This window comes from Enterococcus sp. MSG3299, assembly GCF_050555765.1.
Taxonomy (GTDB): Bacteria; Bacillota; Bacilli; order Lactobacillales; family Enterococcaceae; genus Enterococcus; species Enterococcus faecalis.
The window spans coordinates 1,676,671-1,691,903 of the sequence record NZ_CP187869.1 but is presented as its reverse complement, the minus strand read 5'-3'; the positions used below and the strand labels follow the sequence as shown (position 1 = coordinate 1,691,903).

16 protein-coding genes and 1 other RNA gene are annotated in these 15,233 nt (G+C 38.9%); 13 read left to right on the top strand and 4 right to left on the bottom strand.

Annotated elements, in window-relative coordinates:
• Positions 1-2 precede the first annotated feature (2 nt).
• A complete protein-coding gene (locus IGL23_RS08325; RefSeq protein ID WP_033594518.1) occupies positions 3-1,190 on the top strand; it encodes an acetate/propionate family kinase in 1,188 nt (395 codons plus the stop codon).
• A 111-nt stretch (positions 1,191-1,301) separates the two neighbouring features.
• Here IGL23_RS08325 and IGL23_RS08320 read toward each other — a convergent pair whose 3' ends face one another.
• The 4 genes from IGL23_RS08320 to IGL23_RS08305 all read right to left on the bottom strand — a co-directional run bounded on the left by IGL23_RS08320 (position 1,302) and on the right by IGL23_RS08305 (position 3,837).
• Positions 1,302-1,775 carry a universal stress protein gene (locus IGL23_RS08320; RefSeq protein ID WP_002357065.1) on the bottom strand — a complete coding sequence of 158 codons (474 nt, stop codon included), beginning with the start codon at positions 1,773-1,775 and terminating at the stop codon, positions 1,302-1,304.
• Positions 1,776-1,953: 178 nt separating this feature from the next.
• The gene (locus IGL23_RS08315) at positions 1,954-2,286 is read right to left on the bottom strand and encodes a hypothetical protein (protein ID WP_002357068.1); all 333 of its coding nucleotides are present in this window, start codon (positions 2,284-2,286) and stop codon (positions 1,954-1,956) included.
• 7 nt (positions 2,287-2,293) lie between these two features.
• A non-coding RNA gene (ssrS, locus tag IGL23_RS08310) (6S RNA) lies at positions 2,294-2,487 on the bottom strand.
• A gap of 72 nt (positions 2,488-2,559) precedes the next feature.
• On the bottom strand, positions 2,560-3,837 hold the full coding sequence (locus IGL23_RS08305; RefSeq protein ID WP_002360030.1) for a replication-associated recombination protein A: 1,278 nt from the start codon (positions 3,835-3,837) through the stop codon (positions 2,560-2,562).
• A gap of 128 nt (positions 3,838-3,965) precedes the next feature.
• On the opposite strand from IGL23_RS08305, the gene IGL23_RS08300 reads away from it, so the two are divergent.
• The 12 genes from IGL23_RS08300 (at position 3,966) to IGL23_RS08245 (ending at position 15,193) form a co-directional block, all read left to right on the top strand.
• A complete protein-coding gene (locus tag IGL23_RS08300; protein WP_002364174.1) occupies positions 3,966-4,643 on the top strand; it encodes a DNA-3-methyladenine glycosylase in 678 nt (225 codons plus the stop codon).
• The gene (locus IGL23_RS08295; RefSeq protein ID WP_002388170.1) at positions 4,600-5,085 is read left to right on the top strand and encodes a DUF3013 family protein; all 486 of its coding nucleotides are present in this window, start codon (positions 4,600-4,602) and stop codon (positions 5,083-5,085) included. Before IGL23_RS08300 ends, IGL23_RS08295 begins: the two co-directional genes overlap by 44 nt.
• A gap of 15 nt (positions 5,086-5,100) precedes the next feature.
• Positions 5,101-6,048, top strand: a complete 948-nt coding sequence (gene prmA, locus IGL23_RS08290) for a 50S ribosomal protein L11 methyltransferase (protein ID WP_016622347.1) — start codon at positions 5,101-5,103, stop codon at positions 6,046-6,048.
• Between the two features lies 1 nt (position 6,049).
• Entirely contained in the window at positions 6,050-6,802 is a 753-nt protein-coding gene (locus IGL23_RS08285; RefSeq protein ID WP_033594517.1) for a 16S rRNA (uracil(1498)-N(3))-methyltransferase, read from the top strand.
• A 215-nt stretch (positions 6,803-7,017) separates the two neighbouring features.
• Positions 7,018-9,231 carry a RelA/SpoT family protein gene (locus IGL23_RS08280; RefSeq protein ID WP_033594516.1) on the top strand — a complete coding sequence of 738 codons (2,214 nt, stop codon included), beginning with the start codon at positions 7,018-7,020 and terminating at the stop codon, positions 9,229-9,231.
• Positions 9,232-9,254: 23 nt separating this feature from the next.
• The gene (gene dtd / locus IGL23_RS08275) at positions 9,255-9,701 is read left to right on the top strand and encodes a D-aminoacyl-tRNA deacylase (protein WP_002357080.1); all 447 of its coding nucleotides are present in this window, start codon (positions 9,255-9,257) and stop codon (positions 9,699-9,701) included.
• A gap of 139 nt (positions 9,702-9,840) precedes the next feature.
• Positions 9,841-10,062 carry a hypothetical protein gene (locus IGL23_RS08270; protein WP_033594515.1) on the top strand — a complete coding sequence of 74 codons (222 nt, stop codon included), beginning with the start codon at positions 9,841-9,843 and terminating at the stop codon, positions 10,060-10,062.
• Positions 10,059-11,360 carry a histidine--tRNA ligase gene (gene hisS, locus IGL23_RS08265; RefSeq protein ID WP_002362049.1) on the top strand — a complete coding sequence of 434 codons (1,302 nt, stop codon included), beginning with the start codon at positions 10,059-10,061 and terminating at the stop codon, positions 11,358-11,360. Before IGL23_RS08270 ends, hisS begins: the two co-directional genes overlap by 4 nt.
• A gap of 17 nt (positions 11,361-11,377) precedes the next feature.
• Entirely contained in the window at positions 11,378-13,147 is a 1,770-nt protein-coding gene (gene aspS / locus IGL23_RS08260) for an aspartate--tRNA ligase (RefSeq protein ID WP_002377079.1), read from the top strand.
• Positions 13,148-13,300: 153 nt separating this feature from the next.
• Positions 13,301-14,137, top strand: coding sequence for a bifunctional hydroxymethylpyrimidine kinase/phosphomethylpyrimidine kinase (locus tag IGL23_RS08255; RefSeq protein WP_002385835.1), 837 nt, complete (start codon positions 13,301-13,303; stop codon positions 14,135-14,137).
• Entirely contained in the window at positions 14,121-14,627 is a 507-nt protein-coding gene (locus IGL23_RS08250) for an ECF transporter S component (protein ID WP_002357086.1), read from the top strand. Before IGL23_RS08255 ends, IGL23_RS08250 begins: the two co-directional genes overlap by 17 nt.
• Positions 14,624-15,193 carry a TIGR01440 family protein gene (locus tag IGL23_RS08245; protein ID WP_033594514.1) on the top strand — a complete coding sequence of 190 codons (570 nt, stop codon included), beginning with the start codon at positions 14,624-14,626 and terminating at the stop codon, positions 15,191-15,193. The genes IGL23_RS08250 and IGL23_RS08245 overlap by 4 nt, the downstream gene beginning before the upstream one ends.
• The last annotated feature ends 40 nt before the right edge of the window (positions 15,194-15,233 follow it).

Below are 15,233 nucleotides of genomic sequence, written 5' to 3'. Positions count from 1 at the left end.
TTATGTCTAAAACAATTGCAATTAATGCAGGTAGTTCAAGTTTAAAATGGCAATTATACCAAATGCCAAATGAAGAAGTGATCGCTAAAGGAATCGTTGAACGTATTGGCTTAAAAGATTCTATCTTCACAATTAAATATGGTGAAGGACAAAAATATGAAGTAATTGTTGATATTGATAACCATGAAGTGGCAGTAAAAATGTTACTAGACCAATTAATCGACTTAAACATTTTAGGTTCTTATGATGAAATTACTGGTGTTGGTCACCGTGTAGTTGCTGGTGGAGAAGAATTTAAAGATTCTGTTGTTATTACAGACGAAGTATTAGAAAAAATTGAAGCTTTATCTGAATTAGCACCTTTACACAACCCAGCGAATGCAATGGGGATTAAAGCATTTAAACATATCTTACCAGAAATCATTAGCGTGGCAGTCTTTGATACGTCGTTCCACACAACAATGCCAGAACACAACTATTTATATAGTGTACCGCGTGAATACTATGAAAAATTTGCTGCTCGTAAATATGGGGCACATGGAACAAGTCATCGTTATGTCTCTCAACGTGCTGCAGAAATGCTAGGTCGTCCAATTGAAGACTTGAAAATTATCACTTGTCACTTAGGAAATGGTGCTTCAATCACTGCAGTTGATGGTGGTAAATCAGTCGATACATCAATGGGCTTCACTCCTCTTGCTGGCGTTACAATGGGGACTCGTTCAGGGGATGTTGATGCGTCACTATTGCCTTATTTAATGACAAAACTTGGCTTGACTGATGTACAAGACATGGTTGATATTTTAAACAAAAAATCTGGTTTATTAGGTTTAACAAATGGTTTATCAAGCGACATGCGCGATATTCAATCAAATCTAGATAAACCTGAAGTTCAAACAGCATACAACATTTTTATCAATCGTATTCGTAAATACATTGGTAGCTATGTCACTGTTATGAATGGCGTTGATGCGATTGTCTTTACTGCTGGAATCGGTGAAAATGCTGTTGGTGTTCGTAAAGATATTATTGATGGCATGACTTGGTTTGGTTGTGAAATCGATGATGACAAAAATAATGTACACGGTGAAGAAGCAGTTATCTCAACTGATGATTCAAAAATCAAGCTTCTATTAGTACCAACTGACGAAGAGTTAATGATTGCCCGTGACGTAGAACGTCTAAAATAATTAAACGAACACACCTTGTGAGACGCTCTCACAAGGTGTGCTTAATAGGTCAATAAAGAGAAACTGAGCCAACTATCAAAAGTGATAGTTGGCTCAGTTTCTTTTTATTCTTTATTTTTCTTCATTTTTTGGTAATTTGTTGTCTAAATCCGTCCGTACAACGAGAACATCGCAGCTAGCGTTACGGATAACTGATTCAGAGACAGAGCCAATAAATAAACGCTCAACGGCATTTAATCCAGTTGCTCCTAACATAATTAAATCAATGTTGTATTCTTTTGGTAATTCTTTGGCAATAATGTTCTTAGGAGAACCATAGGCTAGAACGCTAGAGACTTTTGTTTGTCCCATATCCACCGCTTGTTGTTGGTAGGTGTCTAAGGTTTCTTTTGCCATTGACATTGCTTCTTCTGCTAGCGCACCATCAAAAGAGGACACTGATTGGAAAGAGCGCGTATCAACAACATGTGCTAATAGTAATTCAGCATCGTTTCGTTTAGCGACGTTGACCGCTTTTTTAAAAGCTAAGTCTGCTTCGTCAGAACCATCGATTGCTATCATAATTTTTTGATATTGTTGTAACATAATAACCGCTCCTTTCAGCGTAAAAAAAATCATTAATTGTTTCTATAATAATTGTAAAACAAACAAAGAAAAAAAGAAACTGAAACCGCTTCTTTTTTTTCTGAATATTGGCATTTTTTTGTAAAAAAAACTTCGTTCAAAAAAATCTTTTTGAACGAAGTTTTAAATTCATCGTCTTTTATGACATTTTTTTTGCAAAAGTTAAACTAAACAACGTTGAAAGTAATAAAACAAAAAAGATAAAACCAATTGACAATAACGGGCGATTAAAAATAGCCGCTAGAACACCTAGAATGGCGATAATCAAGTAATAACGCCCAAAACGTTCGATAAACTGTTGACTTTCTGTTGCAGTTTCTTTTTTTAAGAGTGGTAAAAAAGCTGCACTTTTCTTCATCAAATAATAACTGGCTACGCCTGTGACAACGGCGAGTAATAGTACGAGTATACGAATCATCTTGTCCTCCAAAAAAAAACAACTTGCCAGAGCAAATTGTTTAGAAATCTTCATAAAAATGGTAAAATCCGTCGATGCCGGTAATCGTCCTAGAGTATTGAACCCGCAAGATAAGCAGGTGGGTTCCTCGATCGCAGTATTGAACTACCAAAAGAAAAGGCATGTTACCAACTTTGATACAAGCAGGATCCCTAGATATCAATAAAAATGTTCGGTCAACACAGTGAAAGGACAACGCGTACATCACAGATTTACCATCTTTATAATAGCATACTCTCTCAAAATCGGCAACGAGATTGTTTCTTTTTTTGAAAGCGTATTATTTTGTTATTTTTTCTGTTTCCATTCTTGGATACGCTTGAGTTGCTGATGTAAGGCTTGTTCATATTTACCAATATCAATCGGTTCGTAATAACGTGCCTCTTTTAATTTGTCAGGTAAGTATTGCTGATTGACCCAACCGTTTTCAAAATTATGTGGGTATTGATAACCAATGCCACGGTTTAATTCTTTGGCTCCAGCATAGTGGGCATCACGTAAATGATCAGGAACATCTCCCACAGAGCCTTGTCGAATATCTGCCAAAGCAGCATCAATCGCTGTGACTGCAGAATTTGATTTTGGCGATAAACATAAATCAATGACGACACTGGCTAGAGGAATCCTAGCTTCTGGAAACCCTAGCTTTTCGGCGGCTTGAACAGCGGTGACTGTCCGAGCGGCGGCCGCAGGATTCCCAAGACCGATATCCTCGTAAGCAATGACCATTAAACGACGACAAATAATCGGTAAATCACCTGCTTCAACTAAGCGACCCAAATAATGAAGTGCAGCATCTACATCGCTTCCTCGAATTGACTTTTGGAAAGCGGAAATCACGTCATAATGGGCATCGCCATCTTTATCATGGGTTAAGGCTTTTCGTTGCACGCACTCTTCAATAATCGGTAAGGTGATCTTAATTTCGCCTTGTTCATTTTTTGGTGTTGATTTAACAGCTAATTCTAGTCCATTTAGCGCACTACGTAAGTCACCGTTCGTTGCGCGTGTCAAATGTTGTAATGCTTTTTCTTCTAAGTGGACGGGATAATCGCCTAAGCCACGTGTGCTATCGGTTAAGGCTTCTTGAATCGCTTGCTGAATGTCTGTTTCTGTTAAGGGCTTTACTTCAAAAATTTGCGTGCGACTACGAATCGCAGGGTTAATTGTAATATATGGATTTTCGGTAGTGGCTCCAATCATAATAATTCGTCCGTTTTCTAAATGAGGGAGCAAAAAATCTTGTTTTGTTTTATCTAATCGGTGAATTTCATCAAGCAGTAAAATCACTGTGCCACTCATTTTGGCTTCTTCAGCAACGATTTGTAAATCTTTTTTAGTGTCTGTGGCCGCGTTCAACATGCGAAAGGCATAATTTGTTGAACCAGCGATTGCGCTGGCAATACTGGTTTTTCCAGTGCCAGGCGGCCCGTAAAGAATCATCGATGAAAGCATTTTGGCTTCGACCATCCGACGAATAATTTTACCAGGGCCGACTAAATGTTGTTGACCAACTACTTCGTCTAAGTGACGAGGTCGCATTCGATAGGCTAAAGGTTGTTGCATAAAAGGACCTCCTTTTTCATAATCATCTTATTATAACATAAAGAACGTACATTCGCTTTTTGGTGGTTTTTGGGGTTTTAGATGGATATAGCGGAAGGTTTCGTGTATGATAGGGAGTGGTGAAAGAAATGAAAGAAACGATAAATATCTTTAACACAAAAACAACTGAAGAAGTGGCACAATACTTGTTAGGGATGTACTTAGAGCACGAAACAGCAACAGGCGTTTTAGGTGGGTACATTGTGGATGCAGAAGCTTATTTAGGTCCTGATGATGAGGCGGCCCATAGCTTTGGCTTGAGAAAAACGCCACGCTTACAAGCCATGTATGACAAACCAGGCACGATTTATTTATATACTATGCACACGCATTTAATTTTAAATATGGTGACACAAGAACAAGGCAAACCACAAGGGGTGATGATCCGCGCGATTGAACCTGTTGAAGGTGTCGACAAAATGATTGAAAATCGCCAAGGACGTCAAGGCGTGGAATTGACCAATGGACCAGGTAAATTAGTTGCAGCCTTAGGAATTGATAAGCAATTATATGGGCAGTCGATTTTTTCTAGTTCGTTACGGCTCGTGCCAGAAAAACGAAAATTTCCGAAAAAAATTGAGGCACTACCACGAATTGGAATTCCCAATAAAGGTCGTTGGACAGAGTTGCCTTTAAGATACGTCGTGGCTGGCAATCCATATATTTCTAAACAAAAAAGAACAGCAGTAGACCAAATAGATTTTGGCTGGAAGGATGAAGAAAATGAAAAAAGCAACAATGCTCACATACTTAGAGGAACAACTTGAAAAACACTTAGGAGATTACGAAGTAGGCCTTGATTGGGATCGCAAAAACCATACCATCGAAGTCATTGTTCGTTTATATGCAGAAAACAATGAGCAAGTGGCGATTGATGATGTTGATGGTACTCTTTCAGAAGAAGAATTCATTGAATTTGAAGATGGTTTGTTATTTTACAATCCGCAAAAGTCTGTCGTTGATGACGAAGAGTATTTAGTCACAATTCCTTATGAAGGAAAAAAAGGGCTACGCAAAGCAGTTTTAGACGGATTCATTCACTATTTAAAAGTGGTTTTAGATGAAGGGCAAAGTGATTTGTTAGACTTTTTATCAGATGAAACAGCGGAAGTTTTTGAATTGCATTGGGAGCCAGCAGATTTTGAAGCGATGATTAAAAAAGTGGCAGAAACAGAAAAAGAACAATGGATTGCGTATCCAAGTTATTAATTTAGAGGTGAGAACATGAAGTGGACAGAAGTAAAAGTCGAAACGGCTAGCGAAGCAGTTGAAGCAATTTCAAACATTATGATGGAAGCTGGCGCAAGTGGTGTGGCCATTGAAGATGCGTTGGACATTGAAAATTTTGAAGGTGATCTGTATGGGGAAATTTTAGATAAAGAGCAATTCACCCACATTAAAGAAGGGGCGATTGTGATGGCTTATTTTCCTGAAACAACCTTCTTACCAGAAATTTTACCATTTATGAAAGAAAATATTTTACGCTTGCCTGAGTACGGCTTATCCATTGGTAAAAACGAAATGACAATTAGTGAAGTAGCAGAAAGCGACTGGGCAACTGCTTGGAAAAAATATTATCATCCTGTCCGTGTCACACGATTCTTAACGATTGTGCCAAGTTGGGAAGCCTATCACGCACAAGATGAAGCAGAAAAAATTATCACATTGGATCCGGGCATGGCTTTCGGTACAGGCACGCATCCAACGACTCGTTTAACCTTGCAAGCTTTAGAAACTGTTTTACGTGGTGGCGAAACAGTTCTAGATGTAGGAACGGGTTCTGGTGTTTTGAGTATTGCAAGTCGCTATTTAGGGGCTAAAGACGTCTACGCATATGATTTAGATGAAGTAGCAGTTGCAGCGGCAAAAGAAAATATGGATTTAAATCCCATTGCGGCCGATGTTCATGTGTCAGCCAATGATTTACTAAAAGGGATTGACCATTCTGCTGATGTAATCGTCGCAAATATTTTGGCAGATATTATTGTGTTAATGATTGAAGATGCTTGGCGTTTGCTAAAACAAGACGGTACCTTCATTATTTCTGGAATTATTGAAGATAAAAAAGCAATGGTTTTAGAAGCACTAACGAAAGTCGGTTTTGTGGTGGACCAACTCTTTAATCAAGGCGATTGGTATGCGATTATCTTGAAGAAACCAGAGGAAGAGTAAAATGCAACGGTATTTCATGAAAGAAGATTATCAAGAAAAAGATTTGTATAAAGTCGCAGATGAAAACTATCATCATATTGTGCGAGTTATGCGAATGACGCCGAATGATCGTTGTTATTTAGTATTTCAAAATAAAACTGCCATTTTAGCTGAGATTGTGGAAATTGATTCAACGTCTGTTTACTTTAAAGAAATTAGTAAAGAAGAAATGGACAAAGAATTGCCAATTGAAGTGACGATTGCGTGTGGGTTACCAAAAGGGGACAAGTTAGAATGGATTGTTCAAAAAGGCACGGAGCTAGGTTGCAATCAGTTTATCGGCTTTCCTGCGAAAACTTCCGTTGTCAAATGGGACCACAAAAAAAGAGCAGCCAAAGAAAAAAGATTACAAAAAATTGCCACAGAAGCGGCGGAGCAATCGCATCGGCAGCAGACACCAAGTGTTTCTTTGGTGGAAAAAACACAAGAAATCATTGCACAATTTGACTCATATGACACAGTCTTGGTTGCGTATGAAGAATCAGCAAAACAAGGAGAAAAAAGTCAATTAGCACAAGTATTATCCACTTGCCAGCCAGGCGCACGTTTGTGTGTGCTCTTTGGACCTGAAGGTGGCTTTGCACCGCAAGAAATTGAACAATTTCTGCAGACTGGGGCGAAACTTTGCGGGTTGGGTCCGAGAATTTTACGAGCAGAAACAGCACCGTTGTATCTTTTAAGTGCGGTTAGCTACCAAATGGAACTTTTAAATTAAACGAAAGCCCGCCTGTAAAATTCTTGGAGGCATTCTCTTTGAATAAACAGAGAGTAAAAAAGCGACAGTGATTGAAATTTAAGGGAAATTTAGTATAATAGAGTTGTTGAAAGTGCTACTGTTTCAAGTGGTACTTTTCTTTTTTATTAAAAATAGATAAAACGTGAACGAAGTGTTCTTTATCCAAAGGTCACCTTCATAGAGGAGTGAATACCATGCCAAAAGAAGAAATACTGACAGGCCCAGCGGTCATCAAAATTGTAAGTACCTATATGGGACCAGAACATGTTGAGTTGGTTCAAAAAGCATTAACTTATGCTGAAAAAGCACACGAAGGTCAAGTCCGACAATCAGGTGAACCTTACATCATCCATCCGATTCAAGTGGCAGGCATTCTGGCTGAATTACATATGGATCCCCATACTGTAGCAACAGGATTTTTACATGATGTTGTCGAAGATACGGACGTAACACTGGACGATTTAAAAGAAGAATTTGGCGAAGACATCGCAATGTTAGTCGATGGCGTGACGAAACTAGGAAAAATTAAATATAAATCTCATGAAGAACAATTAGCTGAAAATCATCGGAAAATGTTATTGGCAATGGCGCAAGATTTACGGGTCATTATGGTGAAACTAGCCGATCGTTTACACAATATGCGCACATTAAAACATTTACGTGAAGATAAGCAACGACGGATTGCACAAGAAACTTTAGAAATTTATGCGCCTTTAGCACATCGCTTAGGGATTAGTCGAATTAAATGGGAATTAGAAGATACGGCCTTACGTTATATTAACCCCAACCAATACTATCGAATTGTTAATTTGATGCAAAGTAAACGCGATGAACGTGAAGCTTATGTGGCAGAAGCAGTCGAAGATATTCGTTTAGCTACGGAAGATTTAGAAATTTACGCAGAAATATATGGTCGACCAAAGCATATTTATTCAATCTATCGTAAAATGAAGGACCAAAAGAAACAATTTAATGAAATCTATGACTTATTAGCCATTCGTGTTATTGTCGATTCCATTAAAGATTGCTATGCCGTGTTAGGGGCGATTCATACACGTTGGACACCAATGCCAGGTCGCTTTAAAGATTATATTGCTATGCCAAAAGCGAATATGTATCAATCTATCCATACGACAGTTATTGGGCCAAAAGGGAATCCAGTAGAGGTCCAAATTCGAACCCATGAGATGCACCAAATCGCCGAATTTGGGGTGGCGGCTCACTGGGCCTATAAAGAAGGCAAAGCGGAAAAAATTGAAACAGATGAACTGACGAAGCAAGTCGATTGGTTTCATGAAATTATTGAATTACAAGATGAAAGCTATGATGCTTCTGAATTTATGCAAGGTGTGAAAGAAGACATTTTTAGCGACAAAGTCTATGTCTTTACGCCAAGTGGAGATGTAACCGAACTGCCAAAAGGCTCCGGACCACTAGATTTTGCCTACAGCATTCATACTGAAATTGGGAATAAAACAACCGGTGCGAAGGTCAACGGCAAAATGGTACAGTTAGACTATGTCCTAAAAAATGGGGATATTATTGAAGTCCTAACATCACCGAATTCTTTCGGACCTAGTCGCGACTGGCTGAAAATGGTTAAAACAAGTAAAGCTAAAAATAAAATCAAACGTTTCTTTAAAGAACAAGACCGTGAAGATAATATTATTAAAGGGCATGATGCTATCATTAAATACATGACAGAAATCGGCTTTACACCAAAAGAATTTTTAACGAAGAATAAAATGGCGGAAGTGCTAGATAAATTCAAATTTCAAACGGAAGATGATTTATTTGCGGCAGTAGGTTATGGCGAAGTAAGTGCGCAAGTAGTGTGCAATCGTTTAACAGAAAAAGAACGCCGCGAACAAGAGTTGGAACGCCAACGTCAAGAAGCAGAAGAGTTGTTAAATCAGCCAGCCAAAAAAGAATCAGAAAAAATGAAAGTTCGTCATGAAGGTGGTATCGTGATTCAAGGGGTGGACAACCTATTGATTCGTTTAAGCCGCTGTTGTAATCCAGTGCCTGGTGATGAAATCGTTGGTTACATTACCAAAGGACGGGGCGTTTCAATTCATCGTGCGGACTGTCCTAACGTACAACATCAAGAAGAATTAGCACAACGTCTAATTGAAGTTGAATGGGAAGATACCGAGCACAGTCGCAAAGAATACGCTGCCGATTTGGAGATTTACGGCTATGATCGTAGTGGCTTACTGAGTGATGTTTTACAAGTCATTAGTTCGATGACAAAAAATTTAGTCGGCGTTGAAGCTCGTCCATCCAAAGATAAGATGGCCCAGATTCATGTCACTGTGAAAATTCAAAACCTTTCTCATTTAAAAAACATCGTTGACAAAATTAAAAGTGTACCAGATGTTTATAGTGTTCGTCGAACCAATGGGTAAGTGTTAAAAGTGAGGCAAAAAAGATGAAAGTAGTTATTCAAAGAGTCAGTCAAGCACAAGTTGCGATAGAAGAGCAGATAGTGGGACAAATCAAACAAGGCTTCATGGTGCTGGTGGGCATACATCAAGAAGACACGCCAGAAGATGTGGCTTATGTTGTTGGCAAAATTAGTAAATTACGTGTTTTTGAAGATGACGAAGGAAAAATGAATCGCAGCATTCAAGAGATTGAAGGATCAATTCTAAGTATCTCTCAATTTACCCTCTATGCAAAAACTAAAAAAGGCAATCGTCCCAGTTTTATTGAAGCGGCTCGTCCAGATGTGGCGATTCCTTTGTATGAATTATTTAATCAACAATTAGAAGCAGAAGGAATAGCGGTAGCCACAGGAGAATTTGGCGCGGATATGCAAGTGTCGTTGACCAATGATGGTCCAGTGACCATTGTGATCGATACACGAGAAAAATAATTGATTTTCCTATCGGAACCCCTTGACTTTCTAAGAGAACTTTAGTAGTTTATAGATAATATTAAAAATCTACGAAGGAACGAGTAAGTTTCATCTGTCTGCGAAGAGAGAGTTGCCGTGGCTGAGAGCAACTTCAACAGTGAAAGTGAAAGACATTCTGGAGATGGACGGAAGAAAAGCCGTCCCGTTACGAGCGTTAATCGTTGAGGAAAGAGTAAAATCTTTCAAAATTAGGTGGTACCGTGTAAAAGAAACTTTTACGCCCTTGTATGTTCAACATACAAGGGCTTTTTTCATTTTTAGAAAAAAGAAAATGGCGCACACATTTTTGTGGAATGATAGAAGGAGAGAAAGACAATGAGTTATCAAAAACCAAAAGGAACAAACGATATTTTGCCAGGAACTTCTGAAAAATGGCAATTTGTGGAAGAAACAGCTCGTTTGATTTTTAAAGATTATCAATACCAAGAAATCAGAACCCCGATTTTTGAACATTATGAAGTAATATCTCGCAGTGTTGGCGATACTACAGATATTGTTTCAAAAGAAATGTATGATTTTTATGATAAAGGAGATCGTCACGTGACGCTACGTCCTGAGGGGACAGCGCCAATTGTTCGGGCCTTCGTTGAAAATAAATTATATGGTCCGGAATATACGAAACCATATAAAACCTATTACATGGGGCCGATGTTCCGCTATGAACGCCCACAAGCTGGTCGTTTGCGTCAATTCCATCAAATTGGTGTGGAAGCATTTGGTAGTGAAAACCCAGCATTGGATGTTGAAATCATGGCTATGGCTTTGGACTTCTTCAAACAATTAGGCATCCAACAAATCAAATTAGTTATTAATTCTTTGGGGGATAAAGAAACACGTGCTACGTACCGTCAAGCATTAATCGATTATTTAGAGCCCCATATGGCAGAATTAAGCGAGGATTCACAACGTCGCTTACACGAAAATCCATTGCGGGTGTTAGACAGCAAAGATAAAAAAGACAAGGTGATTGTCGCAGAAGCGCCCTCCATTTTAGATTATTTAAATGAACCATCTAAAGCACATTTTGAAGCAGTAACTGATATGTTAGATTTACTAGAAATTCCTTATGAAATTGATAGTAATATGGTTCGCGGCCTGGATTATTACACACACACAATTTTTGAAATTATGAGTGAAGCGCCTAAAATGGGTGCGCAATCAACTATTTGTGCAGGAGGCCGATACAATGGTTTAGTTGAAGAATTAGGCGGCCCAGACACACCAGGTTTTGGTTTTGGTATGGGCATTGAGCGAGTGTTGTTAACAATGGAAGCTGAAGAAGTTGTGATTCCAGCGTTATCTGAATTAGACGCATATGTGGTTGGCATTGGTTCAGAAACCAACGTCGCAGCTTTGCAACTTGTTCAAAGCATTCGTAACTTTGGTTTCTCAGCTGATCGTGATTACATGAATCGCAAACCAAAAGCGCAATTTAAAACGGCCGATAAATTACAAGCAAAATTAGTTTTAACAATCGGTGAAAATGAATTGAATGAAGGCATTGTCAACGTAAAATCAATGGCAACACGCGAAGAAAAAGCCTTCCCGTTAAGTGCTATTCATGATTCATTTGATGAAGTGTATGACGAAATGATGACAAAAATGATTGAAGAATAAAAAGGAGAGATTGAGAAATGGCAAAACGCACAACCTATTGCGGCAATGTATCTGCCGAATTTATTGAAAAAGAAGTTGTATTAAAAGGATGGGTTCAAAAACGTCGTGACTTAGGAGGCGTTATCTTTATTGATTTACGTGACCGTGAAGGAATCGTCCAAGTGGTCTTTAACCCAGAAAAGTCAAAAGAAGCATGGGAAATTGCTGATAAATGTCGTAGTGAATACGTCATCGAAGTTAAAGGTCAAGTCGTTTATCGTGATAAAGAAGCGATTAATCCCAAAATGAAAACTGGCGAGTTTGAAGTGATGGCGACTGACATTACGATTTTAAATACTGCGAAAACAACGCCATTTACCATTGAAGATGACAATAACGTTAATGACGAATTGCGCATGAAATATCGTTATTTAGATTTACGTCGTCCATCAATGACAAACAACATTAAATTACGTCACCAAGTAACGAAAACAATCCGTCACTATTTAGATAATCATGACTTTTTAGACATTGAAACTCCTTATTTAGGCAAATCAACACCAGAAGGCGCTCGCGATTATTTGGTTCCTTCTCGTGTCCATGCCGGTCATTTTTATGCTTTACCACAATCACCACAACTCTTTAAACAATTATTAATGGGGGCAGGCTTCGATCGCTATTACCAAATCGTTCGTTGTTTCCGTGATGAAGATTTACGAGGCGACCGTCAGCCAGAATTTACACAAATCGATATCGAAACGACCTTTTTAACACCAGAAGAAATTCAAACATATACAGAAAATATGTTGGCTGAAGTGATGAAAGAGACAAAAGGAATTGAGATTTCTGTTCCGTTTCCACGAATGAGCTATGACGAAGCGATGGCACGCTATGGTAGCGATAAACCCGACACTCGTTTTGCTATGGAATTAATTGATGTTGCAGATGTAGTGAAAGACGTAGACTTCAAAGTTTTCCAAGCAGCGTTGGAAAATGGCGGACATGTGAAGGCTTTAAATGCAAAAGGCGCCGCAGATAAGTATTCTCGTAAAGATATGGATAACTTAGGTAAGTATGTGAGTCAATTTGGTGCAAAAGGCTTAGCTTGGTTAAAAGTTGAAGAAGATGGCTTAAAAGGACCGATTGCTAAATTCTTAACAGAAGTTAGTGATGAATTAATTGCTGCTACCAATGCAGAAGTCGGTGATATTTTAATGTTTGGTGCCGATAAACCTGAAATCGTAGCCGCTGCTTTAGGTGCGGTACGTACACGTTTAGGTAAAGAATTAGGTTTAATTGATGAATCGAAATTCAATTTCTTGTGGATTGTGGATTGGCCGTTGTTTGAATATGATGAAGAAGCTGGTCGCTATGTTTCTGCTCATCATCCATTTACACAACCAAAAGCAGAGGATGTGGACCGCTTAGCAACAGACCCAGCCTCTGTGTATGCTGAAGCTTACGATGTTGTCTTAAACGGCTACGAATTAGGTGGCGGCTCATTACGGATCCATACACGAGAATTACAAGAAAAAATGTTTGAAACGTTAGGTTTTACAAAAGAAGAAGCACAAGACCAATTTGGTTTCTTGCTAGACGCATTAGATTACGGCTTCCCGCCACATGGAGGGATTGCTTTAGGGCTAGACCGCTTAGCAATGCTATTGGCTGGGGAAGAAAATATTCGTGAAGTGATTGCCTTCCCTAAAAACGGGAAAGCAATTGACCCAATGAACAACGCACCAAGTTTAGTTTCTCCATTACAATTGTTTGAATTAAACATTGATGTAACAGCCATTGACGAATAAGTGTTAAATCCAAAGAAAGAGTGACTTCATTGACGGATGAGGTCACTCTTTTTTTGGAAAGGAAAAAGATAACGAAAGACTTAAAAAGTGGCTGAGCTAAAAATCTGCCAATTGGCTGTTTTTTCTTTTTAGAAAACTTTGTATGATAACTGAGTGTATAAAGGAGCGAAACAAATGACAAAAATAATTTTAACAATTGGCGGTTCCGATCCTTTTTCAGGTGGCGGGATTCAAACAGATTTAAAAACGTTTGAAAATCATCAAGTCTTTGGCTTATCAACTTTAACTTGCCTTGCTACAGCCCCTAAGAATCATTTTCAGATTCATGACCTGGAGACTTCTTTGGTGAAAGAGCAACTCGCTTCCATACCTGCCGGGAGTTTAGACGGCATCAAGATTGGCTTGATTCACAGTGAAGAAAGTATGTTACAAATTGCAACCTTTTTGAAAAAGCATGCAGGTCTGCCGGTGGTGTTGGATCCTGTCTTGGCTTTTAAAGAAACGACTTCAGTTTATGAAAAAAGATACATGCAGTTATTGATTGAAAAACTTTTTCCATTCGCAACGATTATAACGCCTAATTTAAAAGAAGCAGAATTACTCATTGGCAGAAAATTAACAACCGTCGAAGAAGTCCAACAAGCGGCGGAAGAGTTAAACTCTTTAGGAGCGGCAACGGTGGTGATTAAAGGTGGTAATCGTTGGCTTGGCCAAGAAGCACGTGACTTTTTTTATGATGGACAACAACATATTCAATTGGTCAAAGAAAAAGTAATGGCCCACACCATTGATGGCGCTGGTTGTTCCTTTGCCTCTGCAATTGGTGCGAATTTAGTTAAAGGATATCCGTTAATTGAAGCAGTTGATTTAGCAAAAACATACGTTCATGAAGCCATTGTTTCTGGAGTCCAGCTAAATGCAGCTTTTGGAAGTGTGTGGCATGAAGGATTACTAGCAGGAGGTGTGGCGGATAATGACAAGAAAAATTAGTCTATATGCAGTAATTACCGCTTTAACAGTGGCTGTGTCAATGGTCTTTATTATCCCCGTCCCAGCAACAAATGGCTTTGTTACATTGGCGGATGCAGGGATTTACATTGCTAGTTTACTTTTTGGTCCGATCGGTGGCTTGACAGTCGGAGCTTTAAGCGGTGGCTTAATTGATTTATTGTCAGGCTATCCACAATGGTTCGTTTTTTCGTTATTGATTCATGGCGGACAAGGTTGGTTAGCAGGTCACTTCTTTAATAAAAATAAAAAGATGCAAACGCTAGGATTACTTTTAGCCAGTCTCCTCATGATTAGCGGGTATGCTTTAGCGACTAGCTGGCTTTACGGCGTGGGTGCGGGGATTGCCTCTTTACCAGGGAATATCATTCAATCCTTATTTGGGGTGATTGTAGCATTGCCCCTTAGTCAAACATTAAAACGTGTGTTACCAAAAAATGGTCGTTTAGAAGAAAGAAGGATGAACAAATGACTATCGATGAAAAAATGTTAAAAGAACAGTTAGTGACAATTACAGAAGAAGTCATTACAGCAGGAAATTTACAAAAAGGGGACCTATTTGTTTTAGGTTGTACCACCAGCGAGGTAGTAGGTGGCGTCATTGGTAAAAATTCCAGTGCCGAAGTAGGACAATGGATTGTCTCAACCTTAATTGAACAATTAGATAAAAAAGGCATCTCTTTGGCTGTCCAAGGATGCGAACATATTAATCGTGCTTTAGCGATGGAACGTCGTGTGGCTGAAGAAAAAGGCTTTGAAATTGTCTCTGTAGTACCGCAATTACATGCTGGCGGTTCTTGTTCAGTGGCTGCCTTTGAAAAATTTGATGAACCTGTGGAAGTGGAGCATATTGTTGCTCAAGCAGGGATTGACATTGGCGATACATCTATCGGTATGCATGTAAAACATGTGCAAGTTCCTCTTCGCTTGAGCATTCGAACGTTAGGTGCGGCCCATGTTACAGCATTATATTCTCGTCCTAAATATATTGGTGGACCAAGAGCCTATTATGAAACAACCCAAGAACGAAATCGTTAAGATTTCGTTCTTTTTTCATTTCTATAAACATTTGATGAAT